The following is a 21998-nucleotide window of genomic DNA, read 5'->3' on the forward strand; positions in this document are numbered from 1 at the left end:
ATTAACGGTACTGGTTTAGCCAACCAAGGCCTTCGGTCGTTGTCGTTTTCGGTTTATATTCGCAGCCAACCCAGCCTTGATAGCCAAGCTCATCAAGGTAGTTAAGTACGAATGGATAATTGATTTCTCCAGTACCCGGCTCGTGTCGACCAGGGTTATCTGCCAGCTGTACGTGAGCGATTTGACCAATATTCTGCTGCATGGTCGGTGTAAGATCGCCTTCCATAATCTGCATGTGATAAATATCGTATTGGATAGAAAGATTATCGCTCGCCACCTCTTTAATAATGGCTTTCGCTTGCTCGGTGGTGTTTAAGAAAAAGCCCGGAATATCACGCGTGTTAATCGCTTCAATCACTAGGCTAATGCCTTCGGCAGCCAGAGCGTTTGCGGCATAGTGAAGGTTAATCACAAAGGTCGCCTGAGCGTCTTGCGGAGTGACACCTTGTGGCACAATGCCAGCCAAACAGTTCACCTGTTTACAGCCCAGTTTCTTGGCATAAGCTATCGCTTTAGGTACGCCCGCCTGAAACTCTTCAACGCGTGCTGGGTCAACCGCGATACCACGGTCGCCAGCGTCCCAATCCCCTGCCGGCAAGTTAAATAGCACTTGCTCCAGATTATTAGCCTCAAGCTTTTGTTTAATCTCATCCGCATCAAAGGCGTAAGGGAAAAGGTACTCCACACCTTGAAAACCCGTCTCTGCGGCGGCTTCAAAACGGTCCATAAAATCAACTTCCGTGAATAACATTGACAAGTTTGCTGCAAATTTTGCCATGACTCTGTCCTTATTCTTTATTTTTTGAAAATCTGGTTGTTTGTAGTAAAGCCTCGCTCTATTGGAGACTTTCCGTAGAGCTAAACCTCAGCTCTACGGATACACATGACTTAATGATTATTTGTACGCTAGCGCGGTTGGCGCATCGCCGCGGCTTTCGGCAAGCGGTTCAAATTCATTGATGGCGTTGATCTCTACGCCCATAGAGATATTGGTCACGCGCTCCAAAATCAGCTCAACGACCACTGGCACCTTGTGTTTGTTCATCAGCTCTTTGGCTTGCTCAAACGCTGCTGCAATTTGGTCTGGTTCACGAACTCGAATCGCCTTACAACCTAGGCCTTCAACTACTGCTACATGGTCGACACCGTAGCCTTCAAGCTCTGGCGCATTCTGGTTATCAAACGCCAGTTGTACACAATAATCGATATCAAATTGGCGCTGCGCTTGGCGAATCAAGCCTAAGTAAGAGTTGTTCACCAGCACATGGATATATGGCAGGTTAAACTGCGCACCTACTGCCAGCTCTTCAATCATGAACTGGAAATCGTAGTCACCAGAGATAGCGACAATATCGCGACTTGGATCGGCTGCTCGTACACCTAATGCGGCTGGTGTCGTCCAACCTAGTGGGCCAGCTTGACCACAGTTGATCCAGTTACGAGGCTTATAAACATGTAGGAACTGAGCGGCAGCAATTTGCGACAAGCCTATGGTACTCACGTAGCAAGTATCACGACCAAATGCCTTGTTCATCTCTTCATAAACGCGCATCGGTTTCATTGGCGCTTCATCGAAATTGGTTTTACGCAGCATGGTCGATTTGCGTTCCTGACACTCACTTGCCCAAGCATTTCGGTTCGGCAGTTTGCCAGCATCACGCCACTCTTGCGCCACTTCAACCATTAGCTCAAGCGCTGATTTTGCATCTGAAACAATACCTAAATCAGGGCAAAACACGCGACCAATTTGGGTCGGTTCAATATCGACATGAACAAACTTACGACCTTCGGTATAAACATCGACAGAGCCGGTATGACGGTTAGCCCAGCGGTTACCCACGCCAAACACAAAGTCAGAGTTCAGCATGGTTTCATTACCGTAACGGTGAGAGGTTTGTAACCCCACCATGCCCGCCATTAGCTCATGATCATCAGGAATAGAGCCCCATCCCATCAAGGTTGGAATCACTGGTACGCCTGTGATTTCAGCAAACTGCTGCAACAACTCAGATGCACCAGCGTTAATCACACCACCTCCCGATACAATCAGCGGTTTTTCCGATTGAGACATCATGGTTAATGCTTTCTCAACTTGCGCGCGGGTTGCTTGTAGCTTGTAAGGTTCAAGTGGCTCATAGGTATCAATATCGAACTCAATCTCAGCCAACTGCACATCTAAAGGCAGATCGATCAGCACTGGGCCGGGACGTCCGGATCGCATCAAATGAAAGGCTTTTTGAAATGCGCGTGGCACTTGAGCCGGTTCCAGTACCGTGGTTGCCCACTTAGTGACTGGCTTGGCGATAGATTCAATGTCGACCGCTTGAAAGTCTTCTTTATGAAGGCGAGCACGCGGAGCCTGACCAGTGATACATAGGATAGGGATCGAGTCAGCCGATGCTGAATAAAGACCGGTGATCATGTCTGTTCCTGCCGGGCCTGAAGTACCAATACACACACCAATATTATCTTGATTGGTACGTGTGTAGCCCTCGGCCATATGTGAAGCGCCCTCTACATGTCGAGCTAAGACGTGGTCGATTCCTCCGAGCTTTTTCATCGCTGCGTACATTGGGTTTATCGCTGCACCGGGAACACCAAATGCGATGTCTACTCCTTCACGTTTAAGCACTTCAACCGCTGCTTCAATCGCTTTCATAATTGCCATTCGAACCTCCAGTTCATATTGTATACAATTAAACTAACTTTTGTGTACTATGAATCATCCTCAGCATTTATCAAGCCCAAATTGAAACAATTTTGTTACATCAACCTATCCTATTGAACAGCAATCAAGCCTGAAAAGCTTACAATTCATTACTTTACATGAAATATCTTTACGTAAAAATAAATTACAAAAAGATCAAATGATAAATAAATGTTAAATACCATTTGCTTGTTTACAATTTCTACAATATAAATATCGTTAAAAAGAACATTTTGTATACAAAACAACATCGTATTGTGTAAAGGAGACAAGCAATGATGAATGACGTAAAAGAAAGAGAAGAAACGCTGTGTATGCAGGTACTTGGGAATATGGACAACCCTGAGTACAAAGAGATCTTGTCTAAAGATGCATTGAAGTTCTTAGAAGCTATCGTTAACAAGTTTGGAGATCGCCGTCATACCCTGCTAAATGACCGCGACATAAAACAAGCTCAATATGACGAGGGTGAGCTACCCGACTTCAGAAAGGACACTGTCTCTATTCGTCAGAATAAAGAGTGGAAAGTGGCGACACCGCCGCCAGAATTGCTGGATCGCCGAGTAGAGATCACCGGACCTATCGAAAGAAAGATGGTGATCAACGCGCTAAACTCAGGCGCGAAGGTCTTCATGTGTTGCTTTGAGGATGCCTCTTCCCCGACTTGGGCCAATATGGTCGAAGGGCAAATCAATCTAAGAGATGCCAATCTTGGCACCATTAGTTATTTCGATGAGAAGAAGCAAAAGAACTACCAGCTAAACAGCGACCCTGCGTTGTTAATCGCTCGCCCTCGCGGGATTCATTTGCCTGAACAGTCCATTCAATTCAACAATCAACCTATTGCTGGTTGTTTGATGGACTTTGCGCTGTACTTTTTCCACAACTATCAATCACGTGCGCAGCAAGGCTTAGGCGTTTACTACTACATTCCCAAGCTAGAGAGCATGGAAGAAGCACAATGGTGGGACGACATTTTCAGTTTCACCGAGAACTATTTCAACGTAGCAAAAGGCACCATCCGTGCGACCGTATTGATTGAGACTCTACCAGCCGTCTTCCAAATGGAAGAGATCTTGTACGCCATGCGTGATCATATCGTTGCGATGAACTGCGGCCGTTGGGACTACATCTTCAGTTACATCAAAACGCTGAAAAATCATAAAGATCGTATCCTGCCTGACCGTCACGGGATCGGCATGGATCAAGAGTTCCTGAACGCTTACAGCCAACTACTGGTTCGTACTTGTCACGCTCGTGGGGCATTGGCGATGGGTGGTATGTCGGCCTTTATTCCAGCAAAAGACCCGCAAGAAATGGCGCGTGTCACCGCCAAGGTTATCGAAGATAAGCAAAGAGAATCGCATAACGGTCACGATGGCACATGGGTCGCGCACCCTGCCCTAGTTGACTTAGCAATGTCGATCTTTGACAAACACCTTGGTGGCAAAGTAAATCAAATGGATTTCCAAAGCCCTGAACACACCATCAATGCCGACACCTTACTTAAACCATGTGAAGGCAGCCGCGACGAAGCCGGTGTGCGTAAGAATATCCGTATTGCGCTGTATTACATTGAGGCTTGGATTCAAGGCTACGGCTGTGTACCTATCTACGGACTGATGGAAGATGCCGCCACCGCGGAGATCTCAAGAGCCAACATTTGGCAATGGATCCATCATGGCGTCACGCTAGATGACGGCCAAATCTTTACCAAACAACTGTTCCACTCTTGGCTTTACCAAGAGTTAGACACAATAAAACATGAAGTCGGTGACTCGCGCTACGCAGCAGGTCGATTTGAAGAGACAGCCGATCTTTTCTATCAACTTTCTACAGCCGAAGAGTTCGCTGCCTTCCTAACTTTACCCAGCTATGGGCTATTACAAGAGTCCAGTTAGGACTCTTGTACCGAGCTGAATCAGTCAATGATACTCACCAACAAGAGTAATGAGTGACTGACTTAGCTTGGTACACGGCCCCTTGAAAAACTAGGAGATAACATGGGAAGTTTGACTCTACAACAAGCGTTAACCATCATCGATGGCACCTTAAAAGCAGGTAACAAGATCCACACAGAACCTTTGACGGTCGCCGTCTTAGACAGCGGTGGCAAACTGATTTCTCTGCAACGTCAAGATGGCTCTAGCATGATGCGACCTGACATCGCCATTGCTAAAGCCTGGGGCGCACTCGCACTGGGTTGCTCCTCTAGAAAACTCGCCCAAGATGCTGACAACAGGCCAGCATTTATCTCCGCCGTAAACGTGCTGGCACACGGAAACATGGTGCCAGTTCCAGGGGGGCTACTGATCCGAGACAAGGACAAAACGGTACTCGGAGCCATTGGCGTCAGCGGTGATATCTCTGACATCGATGAAAGCTGCGCCATCAACGGCATTGGCTGCGCAAAGTTGTTCAGTGACGAAATGCTCCAAGCTTAACTAGCCAATTCGCTGTACTTTAAGTTACAAGACAAAAACAAAAAACCGAAGCTCATCACTTCGGTTTTCAAATAAGATTTAACTCAATCCGTTCAACAAGTCGAATCAACCACCATCGACTACTCGTAAGCACTCAACCACGTTTTTAGTAGTTGGTTGGTATTCTTCTTCTGACTAGCAGACAGAGACTTAACCAGTTTCTTCTGTATCTCGACATGCTCAGTCATCATCTCGTCGATCAACACAAGGCCATCTTTGGTCAGTTTAACACTCACACTGCGCCTATCTTCTTTGCTGTGCTCACGGCTTATTAGCCCTTTGGCTTCTAGCTTATCAAGACGGTTGGTCATCGCGCCCGATGTTAGCATCATAGAACCAATCAGCTCCGAGGGAGTCAATCGATAAGGCTTTCCAGAACGTCGCAAGGTGGCTAACACATCAAACTCGCCAAGTTTCATGTCGTATTTTTTATGAAGCTCGGCAACTTGAGTCTCCATATACTTGGCAATACGCATAATCCGGCCCATCATTGCCATTGGCTCAGTTTCTAGTTCAGGCTTTTCCTTTGCCCATTGCTCTACTACGCGGTCGATAGCATCCATTTGCAATCTCGCTCCGTTATTAGTCTTAATTACTTCAAACTAGTTTAACATAAAGATACTTTACAACCACTAGTTCTCGGTATACAGTTCACGCTATAGTTATCTTAATGTAAAGATATTTTTAATGAATATATTATTAGCAATGATCCCCGCGTTTTTTTGGGGAACAACCTATGCAGTAACACAATTTACGCTGCAAGAATGGCCACCATTGTTATTGGGGGCTTTACGCGCATTGCCTGCGGGGTTGTTATTGTTAGCCGTAAAACCAACACTGCCTAAAAAAGGCGAGTGGCAGATCATTTTCACTTTAGGCCTGATCAACATCGCGACCTTCTTTGGTTTGATCTTCGTGATGGCACTAACACTGCCTTCGGCGATTTCAGGCGTGGGTATGATCTCTGTGCCTGTATTTGCAATGATCTTCCATTGGGTAGTGAAGAAGCAGCGTCCGCACTTGATTCAAGCCCTTTCTGGTATTGGCTTGATCACCTTAGCGTGGATTCTATTCAACCCAAGTCAAATCGCTTTGAACCCAATCGGTTTAGGTGCGATGTTCGCGGCAATCATGTGTATCGTCATCGGCAGCAGCATTACCAAATCATTAGGCAACCGTATGCACTGGTGGAAAGTCTTAACTTGGCAGCTCATTCTAGGCGGTACGATTTTGTCTGTCGCATCTGGCGTCCATGCGTTCATCGACCCGCAGTCTTATGTTAACGCTGTCACTCATTTCGATACGCGTAATGCAATGGGTCTACTGTGGGTAATTGGACTGAACACAGCACTTGGTTACGGCATGTATGTATGGTTGCTACAACGTATGTCTGTGGTTGATTTCACCTTCGGTGGTATCGCCAACCCAGTGGCTGGTATCGTGACAGGAATGGTGTTGATGGGCGAATCGTTCACTGCGGTTCAATACTCATTGATGACAGGTATGATCGTGATGTCACTGCTGCCTCAGTTGATTCTTGCAATCCGACAACCCAAAGCGGTCAAGCCCGTTACACAGTAAATCTTACTGATAACCCCGCTCTAGTACTTACAAAAAGCTCCAGTATCGCTATTGGAGCTTTTGCGTATCTCATCAGAACGATACCGAGTTAGCGCCAGCTAAAGACACGAACTTCGTTTCCTTCTTCCGGCTTCTTGGGAATATTCAATGAAAGTGCAAGAGACATTGCCGCCATAACGGCACCAATATAGAAAACCGTTGCAGGAGATGATAACCAAATCACACCAAACACGACTGGAATCACAACCGCTGCAATATGGTTAATAGTGAAAGAGACACCGGCAGTTGATGCCATATCCGCTGGGTCAGCAATTTTCTGAAAGTAGGTTTTAATTGCCAAAGCGAGTGCAAAGAACAAGTGATCAACCACATAGAGCGCAGCCGCCCACTCAGCACTTTGTACCAAACCATAACCAACAAACACACCAATTAGGCCTACGTATTCGAAAATCAATGCCTTACGCTCACCCACCACCCCAATAAATTTACCTATACGTTTTGCGAACAAGAAGTTAAATAGGTAGTTAACTAAGAACAGTAGCGTTACGTCAGCAGCTGAGTAGCCGAACTTCTCGACCATCAGAAACCCCGCAAATACGGTAAAAATTTGTCTTCTTGCTCCGCTCATAAACGTTAGCGCATAGTAAAGCCAGTAACGCTTTCTGAGTACCAGTTTCTTATTTTGTGGGGTCTTAGTTTGAAACTCAGGAAAACCAAAGGTCATTACCAGTACAAGAATAAAACCGATTCCTCCGGTGATGCCATACACCCAAGAAAATCTGAAGTTAAGCAGCTCCAACATCACCCAAATTGAGCCATAAGTTATCAGTGACGCCAGCGCCCCAACCGAGATCATTTTGCCCAACATCTCTGGTGCTTCTTCTTTGCTTAGCCACTGTAACGACAAAGACTGCTTAAGCGTCTCAAAATAATGGAAACCGGTCGACATCAAAATAGTGGTCATCAACAAACCGGTTAATGACGGAAAGAGACCGGTAATTGCTGTCCCCACAGTTAGCATTGCCAGCGATACCAACATGAAACGTTGCTCGCGAATGAACGCTAACACAAACACGACAGTAAACGCCAAGAAGCCCGGAATCTCACGAACACTTTGTAGCAACCCAATATCAGAACCATCAAAGTTCGCCTTTTCAATCACAAAGTTATTCAGCAGAACCATCCAGCTTGAAAATGCGATAGGTACAATAATCGAAATCAGTAATAAAAAATTTTGCGGCGTTTTCCAGCTCGCGGTTCTATCGAACATTGACGGACTCCTGTTCGTCTAATTGAGTGAGCACTCGTAAGGTCAACTGCTCAGTATACGGGTTAATCTTCCAGTGCTCTGGGCTCCAACCTTTTACGAAACGTTGGAAATCAGCCCATGCCACATAAAACATAGGTCGCCATGCAGCTTCGACATCATAGAACGAGAGTTGTGGTTGATAGTGTGCCAGTGCCTCTTTCAAGTGTTGGAAGTAAATGTCTAAGAGCTGTGATTCAAGCTCAACGCAATCTTGCGGCCTAATCGCGCTGCTCATGAACAAAGCCACGTCTTTCATCGCACACCCGTTTCCAACATATTGAAAATCGACGGCAGCCGCGTTTTCTCCAGCTAAATCAAAACAGAAGTTGGCAAGTTTAGCGTCACCATGCACTAAAGTTGAATACGGACACTCTCTAAGTAGACGGTCGATGTGTTGTGCTTGGTTCTTTAATGGTAAGTCTGTCAGCGCGTTTAACTCATCAGGACGCGTGTCTAAATGCCAGTATGTGCCAACTTTCCATAATGACGCAGACTGCTCTTGATCGATATGGATGTGCTTCGCGTGAAAATTAGCGAGCCACTTTAGACAAGCGTTGCGCTGTTTAACCTCCAAAGATGTATAACGGAGTGCTAACTCAGGTTGAGTATCTTTGGCAGCCAATTCATCAAAAACGGAGAGCACATCAAACTGAGAGGTCAGCGGAAAGCCGACATCCGCTAGATCTTGCATCACGATAAGCCACTCGTTCTCTTCTAGTTCACAATGCAATCCTACAGGCATAGGACAACGTTCATCCCACTGTTGAGTGAAGGATTGATACCAAGCCGTCTCCACTTGGTAAGAATGCACTTTACGTTGGTGAGATAATCTGGTGTTCCAACCCTTTGGATGATTCGCTTTATCCGGCAACGCGACATGTTTAACGATGAGGCTATTGAATGGAGCACTGCTTTTTTTAGAAAAAACCAAACGGACCAACTCACCATATCCGCCCCACAAACGTTGAATCACTTGGGTATCAAACCCTCGATGACACCCAAGTGAGGTGGCAATTTTTTGATAGAGTTCAGGTTGATCGATACTCAAACTGACTTCGGGTTGAACAGGATTTTTTGACGATATTGATTGAGACACCATTGATCGAGACATAACTGCTGTTTTATGCCTCAGACGCTAAAAGGTGTGACCATTGTTGCTGCCTATTCATGTAATGCACCACATAGCTACAAACAGGGACAATTTTGAAGCCCGCTTGCTCAATTTCGGGTAACACAGACTCCATCATCACCTTACCAAAGCCCTTACCTTGCAGGTCATCAGGTATGCGAGTCGAGGTAATATGCAGCACATCTCCCTGTTTCTGGTACTTAACAACAGCAAATTGGTTAGGCTCTAGCTCAACTGTGATCTGATTCTCTTTTTGATCCCATTTTATGGTCTTCATTCTCAACTCCAACAAATAATTGATACACCAAACAATTAAAGTTTGAAGTATTAGTTCCTTGTAATAGACTAACGCAAGCGCATAGAAATAGAACTAAGTACTTACAATCAAAGCAAATGTTTTTAGAGTTCGCGGCTTAATATAAAATTATCAACCAATGATAACACTCTCTAAACCATCGTAACGTACACCTATAAAATCTAGCACGTAATAACCCATTGTTAGAAAGTTATTCATATAACGAACAAACGCATGTTGGCACATGGAGAGTAGAGAATGAACGCACCACTGAAGAAGCCTTTGGAGCATAATCAGGCCCTTCAAGACCCTCGTAATCGTACCGTTTCCACGATTAACAGCACTGATGCACTCGCCATGATCGAACACGGGAGTGAGCTTACGCTGAATGTCTCGACACCCGTTGGCACAAAGTTTCTCGCCACGACAAAGTTTATCGGTACTCACAGTGAGAACTGTATCCTTATTGAGGTTCCAGAAGTCTCAAACAACGACCTTAATTTTTTCTTCCAAGAAGGTTTTTGGATGACAGCTCGTGCATATTCTCTAAGAGGTGAAGGCGCGCTGATCCACTTTAGGTGTCAGATTCACCATCATGTTGGTGACCCCTTCCCCCTGCTGGTTCTTTCCACGCCAAGTACGATGCAAGTAACTCAGCTTCGTAAAGAAACACGTTATGAGGTAAACCTCAGTTCGAGAATTATCTTAAATGACCAACGCATGAATTGCGAAATTAGGGATTTATCCAAAAGTGGTTGTCGCTTTGTGACATCACCCACTGCTCGACCCATTCAGATCACCGATAGAGTATCCATAGAGATCACGCCAGAAAACTACAACGGACCATTGATCCCTCCGCTTAGAGGGATTGTCTGCAATCTACAAAAGTCGACACATTACGCGCGATATGGCATCGAATTTGATGATATTGGTAGAGCCAACGCCAAAAACTTACTCGGAAAATTGAAGTTCGACGGTATTAAGCTCCGTTTACGGAATGCTTGAGCACTCGAGATTGTAAGAATAAAAAAACAGCCATCGATAATGTCGATGGCTGTTTCGTTTACAGTTAACTGGAGTTTAGCGAATTTACGTAAGGCGATAAGCTATTTACGAAGCGCGTTAAGTTTAGCTTGAGCGATACCAAAGATAGTATTGATTGGATAACTCCCCTCATCGCTAAGCTCACCCGCCGCTTTGCCAGTGAACAGCTCAATCGCTTCCGTCACATGATCGATAGCCCAAATATTAAACTCACCCTTTTCAACCGCCTTAACGATATCGCTACGCAGCATTAAATTATGAACATTCGAACGCGGGATGATCACCCCTTGCTCACCTGAACGCCCTTTGATCTCGCATACATCAAAGAACCCCTCAATTTTCTCATTCACCCCCCCAATTGGCTGAGATTCACCAAACTGGTTCATAGATCCGGTAATCGCAATGTCTTGACGGTTTGGCTGCTTCGAAAATGCCGACACCACCGCACAAAACTCCGCCATACTCGCACTGTCACCATCTACGCCACCGTACGATTGCTCGAAAGTAATATTAGTGGTGAGTGGAACTTTCGCCGTTTTACCGAAGACTGAAGAAAGATACGCAGATAGTATCATTACCCCTTTCGAGTGAATGCTGCCACCTAGGTCTACATTTCTTTCTATATCAACCACTTCACCGTCACCGTAAGCCGTGGTTGCGGTGATTCGGTTCGGGGCACCAAACATATGATCTGTCGTACTCAATACAGACAGAGCATTGACCTGTCCCACCGATAGGCCATCAACACGAAGTAAGGTCGTACCATTGATGAACGTTTCCATCACGCTGTCTTGCAACCGGCCGACACGCATTTGCTGATTCGATAACGCTTGCTCAACATGTGTCGAGCGAATCAAATTCGACTTCGCTCCTCTCGCCACGTAGTTTGATTCTCGAAGCAAATTCGCAATATGTGCTGAGTGCAAGGACAATTTACCTTGGTCACCAGCCTGACGAGAGCTATGTTCGATGATTCGCGCTATCGCTTTACGATCACAATGCAGCATGTTGTTGTCATGAACAATGCTCGAAATGAAACGCGCGTAATGCATTTCCGAGTCCGCGGTACGCTTCATCTCATCTTCAAAATCAGCCGTTACACGAAACAGTTCTGCAAACTCCGCATCGTAGTGCTGCAACAGTTGGTAAGTACGATAATCACCAAAAAGAATGATCTTAACATCTAATGGAATCGGTTCTGGATCAAGCGATACCGCTCCTGTCAACGTCACCTCTTTTTCCAACGAAGTGAAGCTCAGTTGACGCGAACGTAAAGCTCGTTTCAAGCCTTCCCATACATAAGGCTGTTCCAATACTTTCACTGCATCAATCAGTAATACGCCGCCGTTGGCTCGGTGTAAACTACCCGCTCGAATCAGAGAAAAGTCAGTAAATACCGTACCTTTAAAAGTCGCTGTTTCTACATAGCCAAACAAAGAGTGGTAGTTCGGGCTTTCTTCTACCACAACCGGTAGCGTTTGCTTTTTCTGGCTAACAATCACGTTAACGTTGTAACGGCGAGGTATTTTCTTATCTAAAGATGCTGTCGCTATTTCAGCTTGTTCTGTACTTTCTTCTAAGAAAATATCCGCGTTATCGACAATATCTTTTCGAAGTGACGTAAGGTACTTTTTGATCTCTGGATATTGACTGTAATCCTTCTTCAGCTGTTTGATAAAGTGCGTAATGACGTCTCTCGCAGTATCATCATTGAGCTTTTGAATTTTCTCTGTATAGGTTTCTTCAAGCTCCGTCAGTTCACGAGAAATGGTTCTTAACCCTACTTCCAATGCATCGATGGTTTTATCGAATTGCTCCTGCTCCTCAGGCGACAGCAAATCAAAGCTCTCTTCGGTATGAAGCTCATCGCCATTCATTGCAACGAATTGGTAATCACCCTGCGTTGTGATAGTCAGGTTGATGCCCTTGTCTTTCGCTTCTTGACTAATCGCTTCCAACGCAGCCTGCTGCTTTGACGCTAGCTGGTTTTTAAGCCTATCCGCTCGGCTAAAGTACATCTCATTATCAAAGGCAAGTGGCATTGCCTTAAGCAATTTACGCATTAACTTTTCAATATCTTGCTTTAAGTTACTGCCTACACCTGTTGGTAATTTGAGAACTTTCGGTGTACGGATATCTTCAAAATTCGCGATATAGCACCAATCAAAAAGCTCTTCCGCTTTCTGAGGATGTCGGTTGAGATAGCGCAAAATCATGGTGCGTTTACCAAGGCCATTTCGCCCTATCGCATAAATGTTGTAACCCTTTTCCTTGATTGACATCGCGAATTCAACGGCCTTTTGTGCTCGTTCCTGTCCGACAATCTCATCAATTGGAGCCAGTTCTTTGGTCGATTTACATGGTAGCTTCTCTAATTCTGCTACCTGATACAGCTGTTCTGCATTGAGTCTTTGCATCGCCATCGCCGCCTCCTTAGTCCTTTATTACTTGGGGTAAATAAAATCAGTGTAGATGTAATTTCCTATAAATTTAGTGACTTACGCTACACGACCGTCCAACCGGGTAAATAATGTACAATTTAACGCATTTTTAAGAATAATGAGGGTTTTAATTCACCGACTTAACATGTGAATGATTTTAATTTGCAATTGATAATAAATATCATTAACATTTTAAAATATTCTAAAATGAGGATGTGGACATGGAAATTGAACGATGCTGGATGCACTACCTAAAAGCTGAACAGTTAATGGAACAAGGTCACTGGCCTGAAGCACAGCGTCTTTATGGTGATGTTCTCAGTTCTCTTCCTCATCACATCCAAGATGCGGCATATCAAAGCGATATCAAACCCTGCCAGTTTGCTTGCCTACTTGCAGGTTTAAGAGACGCGAGCGTTGCTCAATCTGAGATTCTCAACCGTTTAGGGCAGCATCAACAGGCCTTCGATACCTTGAATCAGTCTTACGCACTGATGCAGTTTATCTCGCTTGAGAGCACCGAGCTGATTCAACGCACCTATGGGCTATTGGAACAACAAAGTGAAGATCTACTCAATCACCTTATCGCTTTTTGCAGTGCTCAGCGCAGCGCGCATTGGATGCTCGAACTAGAACAAATTCAACGTGCTCATCATCACTTTGGGCAACTAAAAACAACGTCAGAAGTTCAATCTTCACCTAATGTCTTAAATTGATAAGGATATATCATGTCGGACCGGGCCATTCTTAAAGTAAATAACCTCTCCGTTAGCTTCAGAACCAATGATGGAATCATTGATGCGGTGAAAAAGGTTAACTTTACCCTTAACTCAAGCGAAACCTTAGCCATTGTTGGTGAATCAGGTTCAGGTAAATCCGTCTCTTCTAACGCACTTATGCGCTTGCTTCCCGATAACGCCATTATTGATGAGCAATCAGACATCGAATTTGAGGGACAATCGATTCTTGGCAAGACTGAACCAGAAATGCAGTCGATTCGTGGTGACAGAATCGGCATGATCTTTCAGGAGCCGATGACTTCTCTCAATCCATACCTGCGAGTAGGTATTCAAGTGACTGAAGCCCTAATGTGCCATCGTAAGGTATCCAAATCGAAAGCAAAACAACGTGTGTTAGCGCTGTTCAACCTCGTTCATCTGCCAATGCCAGAGCAGGCGTACAACAAATACCCGCATGAGTTTTCTGGTGGTCAACTACAGCGAATCATGATCGCAATGGCGCTGATCAATGAGCCCAACATTCTGATTGCAGACGAACCTACGACAGCGTTAGATGTGACCGTTCAGGCTGAAGTGCTTTCTTTGATCAAAGAAATTCAGGGAAAAATGGGCATGGCGATTTTGTTCATCACCCACGATTTAGGTGTGGTGAAACACTTTGCTGACCGCGTACTCGTAATGTGTAAGGGAGAATTGGTTGAAGAAGGTTTGACCCAAGCATTATTTGACCACCCTAAACACGATTACACACGCATGCTGATTAACTCGATTCCGAAAGGCGCTAAAGTGCCTGTTGAGGCATCAGCACCTGAGCTGCTTTGTGCCGAAGATATTCGCGTAAAGTTCTTGATCAAATCTCACTTCATCCAAAGCAAGAACCAATACTTCGAAGCCGTAAAAGGCATCTCATTAACCCTCAAACAAGGTGAAACGTTAGGCATTGTGGGTGAATCTGGCTCTGGTAAGTCAACACTTGGACGAGCGTTAATCGGCTTGCTGCCAAGTAGCGGACGTATTGTCTACAAAGGCCAAGACGTGAGCTTATTAACCGATAAAGAACGCCATAAACTCAAGAAAGATGTACAGATGGTTTTCCAAGACCCTTATGGTTCTTTATCACCACGCATGACAGTTGGGGAGATCATCGCCGAAGGCTTAACGGTGCATCAACCTCACTTGTCAAAACAAGAACGTTTAGAAAGAGCACGCAAAGCATTGATTGAGGTTCGCTTAGAACCAAACTCAATTAACCGCTACCCACATGAATTCTCTGGTGGGCAAAGACAACGTATCGCGATTGCGCGCGCGCTGATTCTAGAACCCTCTTTCATTTTGTTGGATGAACCAACCTCAGCACTTGATCGATCGGTACAACTGACCGTGATTGACTTACTGAAAGACATTCAAGCCAAGCACAACATCGGCTTCCTTTTCATCAGCCACGACCTCTCGGTGGTGAAAGCACTATCGGATCGTGTATTGGTGATGCAAAAGGGCGAAGTGATGGAGGAAGGCTCTACGGAAGATATTTTCAATGCACCACAAAACGACTACACCAAGAAACTTATCGCAGCATCGTTCGACTTAGAAAACAAATCGAAAAAAAATGCAGCGTAAAAGGAACTAATCAACATTAACAACGTCTTATAAATATATTCTGAATAAGTGTCTATACTCAAAATAGTTGGAGTTGCAGTTAACAACGCTACAACTTCAAGTATCAAGAATATAATAAATTGCACTCTAGAATGGATATAGCAAAACTGGTTTGGCCGCCAAAAAGAGAAATGTCGCATGGATGCGACATTTTTCGTTTCTGGCGTATATGAAAAATCAACTCAGTGATTATGAAGGCTTGCTCATATTGTCGGCTCTTAACAGGATTAGCTGACATCCAATACGTAAAGTCGGATTAAATATTGAGAAACTTTGAAAACGTTTTTGGACAAAAATGAGTTTTGAAAAATTAAACATAAGAAATGTTGTAAATAACTACTGGTATGGCAAGCAACCACATTTGACATACAGAAAGACTCGATACCCCATAAGCAGTGGTATTTTGATCACAGCGCCCGGCAGAAACGACTCAGGCAGGTACTCTATTAGAACAGATCCTACAATTTGCTTGCATAGAGAAGAAGCACTTGGTTTGTTCAACAATTATATTCAGGAAATGGAATCTGGCAGTAAGTAATATGCCTCGTCACCTTTAACAGAGTTGATCTTCCTTTACTTCAGAACAGTGAATAATTTATCTAACTCTGATACTTCTCCAGCTTGTTGTAGAGCGTTTTTACGCTTATTCCTAAATATTCTGATGTTTCTTTTTTGTTGCCTTCATTTTCTTCAAGAGTGTTCATCTCTAATCGTATCGTCCGCTCTGAGGGTGCGATACAAGTTATGCATTGGTCTTTGATGAGCCGACTAAAATACCAAACTGGTCTAAGTCACTTGTGGATATTTTTCTCCTCTTCCTGCTTTTCTTCCACATTTTTTGTGAATAATACTGAGTGAGTATTTAAAATGATAGATAAAAATCGAGCAATATTATTATGGTGTATCACTAATTCGGACGAGGTAAATATTTATATTTTTTACAAATACTCCTTGTAAATTATTCATCCTCCATCATTGAAAATATTAATACTATTTTTGTTTTTCATATAAACCCTTTAAATTCAATCGCTTGAATTTTTGGCATATAGTTTGCTTTAGTGATAATACAAGTACAAAAAAGGAGATAAATGATGAAAAATTTTGCAAGTAAAATTCTACTAACAACGGTTATTGCTACTTCTTCTTCTGCAGCGGTTGCAGATAGCATGTGGAAAGAAGATACGCTAGATGCTTGGATTGATGGTAAAGCAGAAACGACACTATTACTTAATTCTAATTTGAACTCTTTTGATATTAACACTTATGTTAAAGACCAGGTTGTAACTTTAACGGGCTCAGTTGAAAACCAGACAGAAAAAGCCCTTGCCGAAGAATTAGTACTAAGTTTTGATGATGTTAAGTCGGTGAAGAATGAACTTACGGTCATCGATAATGAAAAAGATAAAAATAAAGAATCAACACAGGTCTTAACGGATACCAAAATAACGACCATTGTTAAGACTCGACTATTAATGAATACGGGAGTCAGTGGTACTGATATTGAAGTGGAAACTAAAGAAAACACTGTGGTATTAAAGGGTTCAGTGACGTCAGATACGGAACATGACCTTGCGCTATCTATTGCTCGTAATACATCCGATGTTGATAAGGTCATTGATAAAATTGAAGTAATTCAATAATAAATTCACCAACAGATATAAGAGAGATCATTATGCTTCGCTGGACTTTAATATTTTTTATTCTTGCCATCATAGCAGCTTTATTTGGATTTGGTGGTATAGCAGGCGCTGCGGCAACAGTAGCTAAAGTTATGTTTTATATATTTGCTATTTCGCTGCTTGTATCGGTGATAATGAGTTTAGTTAACAAAGATAAGAGTTAGGATTTTTTATGAATATAAGCACAGTTATTTTCCGTTTCCTATTGGCAACAGGTTTTGCTTTTACGCTTTCCGCATGTAGTGACGACGGCCCCTTAGAGAAAGCTGGTGAAAGCGCTGATGAAGCGGTAGAGGAAGCTCAAAATCAGATAGAGGACGGCTGTGAGAACGTGAAAGAGCAACTTGGTACGGAAGATCAGGACTGCTAAAAGGCATTAACTCACGAATTAAATCATCCGATCCTCATAAAAAGAATTGAAGCAGGAGCTAGATATGAAAAACATATTTGATGTGCTTAAAGACAGCCATGAGAAGCAACGGCTTTTGATGGATGCGATACTCCAAACATCAGGTGATACTCAGGCTAGGCAAGAGTTCTATTCCAATCTTAAAGAAGAATTAACTAAGCATGCGGTCGCGGAAGAGCGCCACTTCTACGCACCTTTAATAGAGAGTGATCAATCCGTTGATATGACTAGGCACGGTATTGCTGAACACCACGGTATTGATAAGGTGCTTGCTCAGCTCGATGACACCGAAATGTCCTCACCAACTTGGCTCACACTGATGAAGACACTTAAACACAAAGTAGAGCATCATTTAGAAGAAGAAGAGCAGCATTTCTTTCAAACGGCTGGCAAAGTTTTAGACTCAGATCAGAAAGAAACTTTGGCTCTAAAATATGAGCAAGAGATGGCTTGATTCGAAGTGTCACCTATGTTGGATAGTGAAGCGTAGGTTTTAGTTTAACAACTTGGGCCCATTTATGGGCCCGCTTTTTTATACACAGAGAAATTAAGGCCTCACTATGTTTATCGTTAAGTACTATATACTCATTGCTATCGCTTGTTTTTCTATAGCAGCATTTGTTCCCAATGTATTATTCAGCTTACTATTGGTTTGGTCAGGGTTATCGATGTCTATCGTTAGTGCAGCCTATATCTTCGAGATGCCATCCATATTTAGAAAAAATAGTGATGGCAAAATAGCCTGGTGGATCAGGTGAGTGTTTATTCCTTTTTTTCTAGGTATTCGTTTATACAATACTTGGGCTATAAAAAGAGATAAAGTCGATCCCATACAGCAGGTGGGAGAAGGTTTATATGTTTCTCGACGTCTACTCCTCTCCGATTTGTCATTTCTACAATCTCAAAACATAACGTGTATTGTTGATGTCACCGCAGAATTTTCGGGGTTAGAGAGTGCGATGACCAGCGAAGAGTTTCATTACCTCAATACCCCGGTGCTTGACCATCAAGCCCCTAAGTTACGCAAGCTTAAACATGCTCTTAATTGGATAGATACTCAGATAAGCCAATCAAGGTCCGTAGTTGTTCATTGTGCACTTGGCCGTGGTCGCTCTGTGTTTGTGTTTGTGGTTGCAGCATACCTGTTAGCGAAAAATCCATCTCTGAGCGTGGAACAAGTGCTCAAAAATATCAATGATGTACGAAGCACGGCACAGTTGAACAAAAAGCAACTAAAGGTGCTGAATGCTATCAGTGATAAGGGGCTGCTCAATCTTGAAGACAAATGCTGCCTAATTGCTAACCCTGTTGCAGGTGGAGGCAAATGGCAAACGAGTGAGCAGCAGGTTATTCGAGAGCTTACCCAAAAGTTCAATTTAGACATAGTGACCACCAGTAAAGACGTATCAGCGGAATCTCTAGCCGAACAAGCAAAAGCTCGAAATACTTCTCATATCATCGTCTCTGGCGGAGACGACACCGTCAGCGAGGTGGCAAGACAAATCGCGGGGACAGACACGGCACTCGGAATTATCCCATTGGGTACGGCAAATGCTTTATGCCATGTGCTCTATGGTTTTGCGACAAAAGTATCACCGGTTGAAAAGGCCTGCGAGGCTATTCTATCTGGCAAGTCTAAAAAAATGGATTTGGCGTACTGTAACGACCAGCCAATACTGCTTATTCTTGGTATTGGGTTTGAAGAGAAGATGATTGATTACGCTCATCGTGAACAGAAAAATAAAAATGGCCAACTTGCTTACTTGTCGGGTTTATTTTCTGCGGTTGTAGCAGGAGAAAGCCAGTGGTTTGAAGTCACTAAGGATGGGGAGCCAACACGAGAAGCTGAATTACAAAGCTTAGTGGTTGCCAACACGTCGCCTTTTAGCACGCTCCTTGCCCAAGGGGGGAAAGAGCCAAGACCTGATGATGGTCAATTGCATATTACCTATTTAGAAAATACCGCTTCGCTTGGAGAAAGAGCGTTAGCGCTGTCTGATGTGTTGCTTTCAAGCTTAGGCCTCAAAGAACAAGTCTCATTTTTTGACTATGAGCCTGCAAAGCAAGTCAAAATAGACTCAAATCGACCGATCCACTATGTCATTGATGGAGAAAAGTTCTCCGCTGAATCACTTGAGATAAGCATCAAAAGCCAAGCTTTATCCGTTTGCATTCCATAGTCACTGATCACAAGACCAATCATGAATGAAGGACATCACCATGGAGATGAATCTCTCTTTCGACATTGAGAAGTTTAACCATTTAATTGAGCAAAAGCTGGAGCATTGGCTTGTTGAAACCATCAAGTTGATTCCTAATCTTATTGTTGCGCTCTTTACGTTGTTTACTTTTATCTTTATCGCCAACCTAGGCGGTCGATTATTTAGGAACTTGAGCAACCGAGTCGTAGATTCAAAGGAAGCAACCAACTTATTAGCATCGATTGTTAAAGTGATCATTATAACCGTTGGTTTTTTTGTCGCTTTAGACTTTGTTGGATTGCAAGGTACGGTTACATCACTCCTAGCAGGGGCGGGTATTTTGGGGCTTGCTATTGGTTTTGCTTTTCAAGATATGACCGAAAACCTGATTTCAGGGATCACGATGAGTATCCGCAAGCCATTTAAAATAGGCGATATTGTCGAATCCAACAGCGTTATGGGGCAAGTTATTCAAATTAATTTGCGCAATACTCTTGTAGAGACGTTTTCAGGTCAGCACGTCATGATTCCAAATAAAATGGTTTTTCGTAACATATTGACGAACTACAGCCGAAAAGGTCTCAGAAAAATAGAAATTCCTGTCGGTATCTCATACGCGGACTGTCCTAATTTAGCGAACAAAGTAATAATAGAAGCTATTAATCAAAAACCTTATGTAAGCAACCCCGAAGACACAGCGGTTCATGCTGCCAGTTTCGCCGATAGTAGCATCAATTTGTTGGTATGGTTTTGGATTGATTACCCTGGCGACTTTGGTTACATGGAAGCACAAAATGACAGCATTGTAGCGATTAAGGAATCACTGTCGGATGCTGGTATCACGATTCCGTTTCCTATTCGAACACTGGACTTTGAGGCGAAAGGAGGAGAAAGCCTATCAAGCATAGTGACGAATAATTTCGCTAAGATGTAATTGTTCATGAGCACACGTCACACGGCCTCTTATGATGTTGGCGGTGTTTGCTTGTCATTGTTAACCTCAGTTTGAGCCAAGCCATTGCCATCACCCTGATTTTCAGTGCTTGTGATGTTAAGCGATGGCTTTTCTGGTTTTCGGCAGTACTCAATCCATTCGAAGAAGTAAGATAGGCATGAAACCATGCAAATACCTGTGTTGTGAACGCATTATCTGAGGGTACTTTGCAATGAGTATCCATGATAAACCCTTTGGGCAACATAGCCTATCCCAAACGACTAATAGCTTCGTTTTCATGCTCTCACCTTAACTGGTAATTAGAGTCATCACATCTATTTTAAAATTTCACTAAATAATAGGTGGTTTCGAATCGAGTTTAGAAAAATCTATGTTTATTATTTTTTTGAAAAAGTTACATAACAACAAGAATATTTTTCACGGTGTGTATTTACCTTAATATTAAAATGTTTTTATAAGGTAATAAATAGATTAATTTTTCTTCCTTTATCGATATTCAACCGGGTTTTGTTAATGTTATGTTAGTTTTAGTATGCTTTTAGTGGTTTTTAAAGTTGGCATTTCTTTTGCTCTATATAAATCGATATTTGAATGGAACTTATATTAGGAGAACGAAATGAAAAGCAATGTTGTTACTTTGATTAGCCTTTTTACTTTAACAACCTTTAATACTCTTTCACACGCTGCGGACTCCAACGAGCATGGTGTTTATGTGGGTGCCAACTATGGTTATTTGAAAGTTGATGGGCAAGATGACTTTGATGATGACAGCGATGCTACTCAAGGTTTAGTCGGTTATCGTTTTAACCCTTACTTAGCGTTAGAGGGGGGGTATATTGATTTTGGTAGCTATGGTAATAATTTAGCTAATACCGAAACAGACGGCTATACCGCTGCTCTAAAAGTTATAGCTCCTATTGCTAAGCGTGTTGATCTTTACGCAAAAGGTGGTCAAATGTGGTACACGACAGACTACAATATTGCGGACTTCAGGGGCAGTAAAGACGACGAAGGTGTATTCGCTGGCGCCGGTGTGGGTTTCAAAGTGACAGATCAATTCTTAATCAATGCTGAATATATGTGGTACGACGTAGAACTCAATGCAGAGAATGTTACGAATGGTGCAAGCACAGAAACAGATTTTAACCAAGTATCGTTAGGTGTGGAATATCGATTCTAATGCGGTTCATAAGACTGAGTTTAATAAAGTGGTGTTAGGATCTGGATGTGTTTTATAGCAGGGTGGGCTATTTCTAAGCTAATCAAATAATCCCGAATGATGCATGAAGAGGAAAGTTATTATGATCTATTGACAAAGAGAGGCGCAGTTAGCTTTTAAGGCTCAATCCGTATCACTTTGAAGGATGAA

21 protein-coding genes and 1 pseudogene are annotated in these 21998 nt (G+C 43.3%); 13 read left to right on the top strand and 9 right to left on the bottom strand.

What is annotated here, in order from left to right:
* Position 1: 1 nt before the first annotated feature.
* Positions 2 to 778, bottom strand: a complete 777-nt coding sequence (gene hyi, locus OCU50_RS17630; protein ID WP_060469018.1) for a hydroxypyruvate isomerase — start codon at positions 776 to 778, stop codon at positions 2 to 4.
* A 117-nt stretch (positions 779 to 895) separates the two neighbouring features.
* Positions 896 to 2668, bottom strand: coding sequence for a glyoxylate carboligase (gene gcl / locus OCU50_RS17635; protein ID WP_060469019.1), 1773 nt, complete (start codon positions 2666 to 2668; stop codon positions 896 to 898).
* 314 nt (positions 2669 to 2982) lie between these two features.
* Between gcl and aceB the strand changes: the two genes are divergently transcribed.
* Together aceB and OCU50_RS17645 are read left to right on the top strand one after the other, a co-directional pair.
* A complete protein-coding gene (gene aceB, locus OCU50_RS17640; RefSeq protein WP_060469020.1) occupies positions 2983 to 4608 on the top strand; it encodes a malate synthase A in 1626 nt (541 codons plus the stop codon).
* A 102-nt stretch (positions 4609 to 4710) separates the two neighbouring features.
* Entirely contained in the window at positions 4711 to 5151 is a 441-nt protein-coding gene (locus OCU50_RS17645) for a GlcG/HbpS family heme-binding protein (protein ID WP_060469021.1), read from the top strand.
* Between the two features lie 119 nt (positions 5152 to 5270).
* On the opposite strand, the gene OCU50_RS17650 is transcribed toward OCU50_RS17645, so the two are convergent.
* Positions 5271 to 5753 (bottom strand): MarR family winged helix-turn-helix transcriptional regulator, encoded by a 483-nt coding sequence (locus tag OCU50_RS17650; protein ID WP_060469022.1) that lies wholly within the window; start codon positions 5751 to 5753, stop codon positions 5271 to 5273.
* 124 nt (positions 5754 to 5877) lie between these two features.
* On the opposite strand from OCU50_RS17650, the gene OCU50_RS17655 reads away from it, so the two are divergent.
* The gene (locus tag OCU50_RS17655; protein ID WP_060469023.1) at positions 5878 to 6771 is read left to right on the top strand and encodes a DMT family transporter; all 894 of its coding nucleotides are present in this window, start codon (positions 5878 to 5880) and stop codon (positions 6769 to 6771) included.
* Between the two features lie 88 nt (positions 6772 to 6859).
* Here OCU50_RS17655 and OCU50_RS17660 read toward each other — a convergent pair whose 3' ends face one another.
* The 3 genes from OCU50_RS17660 to OCU50_RS17670 are packed head-to-tail and all read right to left on the bottom strand — an operon-like array spanning position 6860 to position 9486.
* On the bottom strand, positions 6860 to 8041 hold the full coding sequence (locus OCU50_RS17660; protein ID WP_060469024.1) for an MFS transporter: 1182 nt from the start codon (positions 8039 to 8041) through the stop codon (positions 6860 to 6862).
* Entirely contained in the window at positions 8031 to 9191 is a 1161-nt protein-coding gene (locus OCU50_RS17665; RefSeq protein WP_060469025.1) for a phosphotransferase, read from the bottom strand. Before OCU50_RS17665 ends, OCU50_RS17660 begins: the two co-directional genes overlap by 11 nt.
* A 10-nt stretch (positions 9192 to 9201) precedes the next feature.
* Positions 9202 to 9486, bottom strand: coding sequence for a GNAT family N-acetyltransferase (locus OCU50_RS17670; protein ID WP_060469026.1), 285 nt, complete (start codon positions 9484 to 9486; stop codon positions 9202 to 9204).
* A 276-nt stretch (positions 9487 to 9762) separates the two neighbouring features.
* On the opposite strand from OCU50_RS17670, the gene OCU50_RS17675 reads away from it, so the two are divergent.
* Positions 9763 to 10509 (top strand): flagellar brake protein, encoded by a 747-nt coding sequence (locus tag OCU50_RS17675; protein WP_046223031.1) that lies wholly within the window; start codon positions 9763 to 9765, stop codon positions 10507 to 10509.
* Between the two features lie 101 nt (positions 10510 to 10610).
* Here OCU50_RS17675 and OCU50_RS17680 read toward each other — a convergent pair whose 3' ends face one another.
* Positions 10611 to 12971: a Lon protease family protein gene (locus tag OCU50_RS17680; protein ID WP_060469027.1), complete on the bottom strand. Its 2361-nt coding sequence runs from the start codon at positions 12969 to 12971 to the stop codon at positions 10611 to 10613.
* Positions 12972 to 13210: 239 nt separating this feature from the next.
* On the opposite strand from OCU50_RS17680, the gene OCU50_RS17685 reads away from it, so the two are divergent.
* Positions 13211 to 13705 carry a hypothetical protein gene (locus tag OCU50_RS17685; RefSeq protein WP_060469028.1) on the top strand — a complete coding sequence of 165 codons (495 nt, stop codon included), beginning with the start codon at positions 13211 to 13213 and terminating at the stop codon, positions 13703 to 13705.
* Positions 13706 to 13717: 12 nt separating this feature from the next.
* Entirely contained in the window at positions 13718 to 15346 is a 1629-nt protein-coding gene (locus OCU50_RS17690; RefSeq protein ID WP_060469029.1) for an ABC transporter ATP-binding protein, read from the top strand.
* A gap of 638 nt (positions 15347 to 15984) precedes the next feature.
* On the opposite strand, the gene OCU50_RS17695 is transcribed toward OCU50_RS17690, so the two are convergent.
* On the bottom strand, positions 15985 to 16089 hold the full coding sequence (locus OCU50_RS17695) for a helix-turn-helix domain-containing protein (RefSeq protein WP_082710366.1): 105 nt from the start codon (positions 16087 to 16089) through the stop codon (positions 15985 to 15987).
* 387 nt (positions 16090 to 16476) lie between these two features.
* Between OCU50_RS17695 and OCU50_RS17700 the strand changes: the two genes are divergently transcribed.
* The 6 genes and pseudogenes from OCU50_RS17700 to OCU50_RS17725 all read left to right on the top strand — a co-directional run bounded on the left by OCU50_RS17700 (position 16477) and on the right by OCU50_RS17725 (position 20608).
* Positions 16477 to 17025: a BON domain-containing protein gene (locus tag OCU50_RS17700; protein ID WP_060469030.1), complete on the top strand. Its 549-nt coding sequence runs from the start codon at positions 16477 to 16479 to the stop codon at positions 17023 to 17025.
* Positions 17026 to 17057: 32 nt separating this feature from the next.
* Positions 17058 to 17228 (top strand): DUF1328 domain-containing protein, encoded by a 171-nt coding sequence (locus OCU50_RS17705; RefSeq protein WP_065311175.1) that lies wholly within the window; start codon positions 17058 to 17060, stop codon positions 17226 to 17228.
* A gap of 8 nt (positions 17229 to 17236) precedes the next feature.
* The gene (locus tag OCU50_RS17710) at positions 17237 to 17434 is read left to right on the top strand and encodes a hypothetical protein (protein ID WP_060469031.1); all 198 of its coding nucleotides are present in this window, start codon (positions 17237 to 17239) and stop codon (positions 17432 to 17434) included.
* A 64-nt stretch (positions 17435 to 17498) separates the two neighbouring features.
* The gene (locus OCU50_RS17715) at positions 17499 to 17927 is read left to right on the top strand and encodes a hemerythrin domain-containing protein (RefSeq protein WP_017054944.1); all 429 of its coding nucleotides are present in this window, start codon (positions 17499 to 17501) and stop codon (positions 17925 to 17927) included.
* 106 nt (positions 17928 to 18033) lie between these two features.
* A pseudogene (locus OCU50_RS17720) lies at positions 18034 to 19653 on the top strand (diacylglycerol kinase family protein).
* Between the two features lie 40 nt (positions 19654 to 19693).
* Positions 19694 to 20608 carry a mechanosensitive ion channel family protein gene (locus OCU50_RS17725; RefSeq protein ID WP_060469032.1) on the top strand — a complete coding sequence of 305 codons (915 nt, stop codon included), beginning with the start codon at positions 19694 to 19696 and terminating at the stop codon, positions 20606 to 20608.
* A 29-nt stretch (positions 20609 to 20637) separates the two neighbouring features.
* Here OCU50_RS17725 and OCU50_RS17730 read toward each other — a convergent pair whose 3' ends face one another.
* The gene (locus tag OCU50_RS17730; protein WP_157769188.1) at positions 20638 to 20796 is read right to left on the bottom strand and encodes a hypothetical protein; all 159 of its coding nucleotides are present in this window, start codon (positions 20794 to 20796) and stop codon (positions 20638 to 20640) included.
* A gap of 449 nt (positions 20797 to 21245) precedes the next feature.
* On the opposite strand from OCU50_RS17730, the gene OCU50_RS17735 reads away from it, so the two are divergent.
* A complete protein-coding gene (locus tag OCU50_RS17735) occupies positions 21246 to 21809 on the top strand; it encodes a porin family protein (protein WP_060469033.1) in 564 nt (187 codons plus the stop codon).
* Positions 21810 to 21998 lie beyond the last annotated feature (189 nt).

The sequence above is a fragment of the Vibrio toranzoniae genome, from assembly GCF_024347655.1.
GTDB lineage: Bacteria > Pseudomonadota > Gammaproteobacteria > Enterobacterales > Vibrionaceae > Vibrio > Vibrio toranzoniae.

Coding starts and splice junctions, on each gene's coding strand:
- hyi (WP_060469018.1), bottom strand. CDS start 778: ATGGCAAAATTTGCAGCAAACTTGTCAATGTTATTCACGGAAGTTGAT.
- gcl (WP_060469019.1), bottom strand. CDS start 2,668: ATGGCAATTATGAAAGCGATTGAAGCAGCGGTTGAAGTGCTTAAACGT.
- aceB (WP_060469020.1), top strand. CDS start 2,983: ATGATGAATGACGTAAAAGAAAGAGAAGAAACGCTGTGTATGCAGGTA.
- OCU50_RS17645 (WP_060469021.1), top strand. CDS start 4,711: ATGGGAAGTTTGACTCTACAACAAGCGTTAACCATCATCGATGGCACC.
- OCU50_RS17650 (WP_060469022.1), bottom strand. CDS start 5,753: ATGGATGCTATCGACCGCGTAGTAGAGCAATGGGCAAAGGAAAAGCCT.
- OCU50_RS17655 (WP_060469023.1), top strand. CDS start 5,878: ATGAATATATTATTAGCAATGATCCCCGCGTTTTTTTGGGGAACAACC.
- OCU50_RS17660 (WP_060469024.1), bottom strand. CDS start 8,041: ATGTTCGATAGAACCGCGAGCTGGAAAACGCCGCAAAATTTTTTATTA.
- OCU50_RS17665 (WP_060469025.1), bottom strand. CDS start 9,191: ATGTCTCGATCAATGGTGTCTCAATCAATATCGTCAAAAAATCCTGTT.
- OCU50_RS17670 (WP_060469026.1), bottom strand. CDS start 9,486: ATGAAGACCATAAAATGGGATCAAAAAGAGAATCAGATCACAGTTGAG.
- OCU50_RS17675 (WP_046223031.1), top strand. CDS start 9,763: ATGAACGCACCACTGAAGAAGCCTTTGGAGCATAATCAGGCCCTTCAA.
- OCU50_RS17680 (WP_060469027.1), bottom strand. CDS start 12,971: ATGGCGATGCAAAGACTCAATGCAGAACAGCTGTATCAGGTAGCAGAA.
- OCU50_RS17685 (WP_060469028.1), top strand. CDS start 13,211: ATGGAAATTGAACGATGCTGGATGCACTACCTAAAAGCTGAACAGTTA.
- OCU50_RS17690 (WP_060469029.1), top strand. CDS start 13,718: ATGTCGGACCGGGCCATTCTTAAAGTAAATAACCTCTCCGTTAGCTTC.
- OCU50_RS17695 (WP_082710366.1), bottom strand. CDS start 16,089: ATGAACACTCTTGAAGAAAATGAAGGCAACAAAAAAGAAACATCAGAA.
- OCU50_RS17700 (WP_060469030.1), top strand. CDS start 16,477: ATGAAAAATTTTGCAAGTAAAATTCTACTAACAACGGTTATTGCTACT.
- OCU50_RS17705 (WP_065311175.1), top strand. CDS start 17,058: ATGCTTCGCTGGACTTTAATATTTTTTATTCTTGCCATCATAGCAGCT.
- OCU50_RS17710 (WP_060469031.1), top strand. CDS start 17,237: ATGAATATAAGCACAGTTATTTTCCGTTTCCTATTGGCAACAGGTTTT.
- OCU50_RS17715 (WP_017054944.1), top strand. CDS start 17,499: ATGAAAAACATATTTGATGTGCTTAAAGACAGCCATGAGAAGCAACGG.
- OCU50_RS17725 (WP_060469032.1), top strand. CDS start 19,694: ATGGAGATGAATCTCTCTTTCGACATTGAGAAGTTTAACCATTTAATT.
- OCU50_RS17730 (WP_157769188.1), bottom strand. CDS start 20,796: ATGGTTTCATGCCTATCTTACTTCTTCGAATGGATTGAGTACTGCCGA.
- OCU50_RS17735 (WP_060469033.1), top strand. CDS start 21,246: ATGAAAAGCAATGTTGTTACTTTGATTAGCCTTTTTACTTTAACAACC.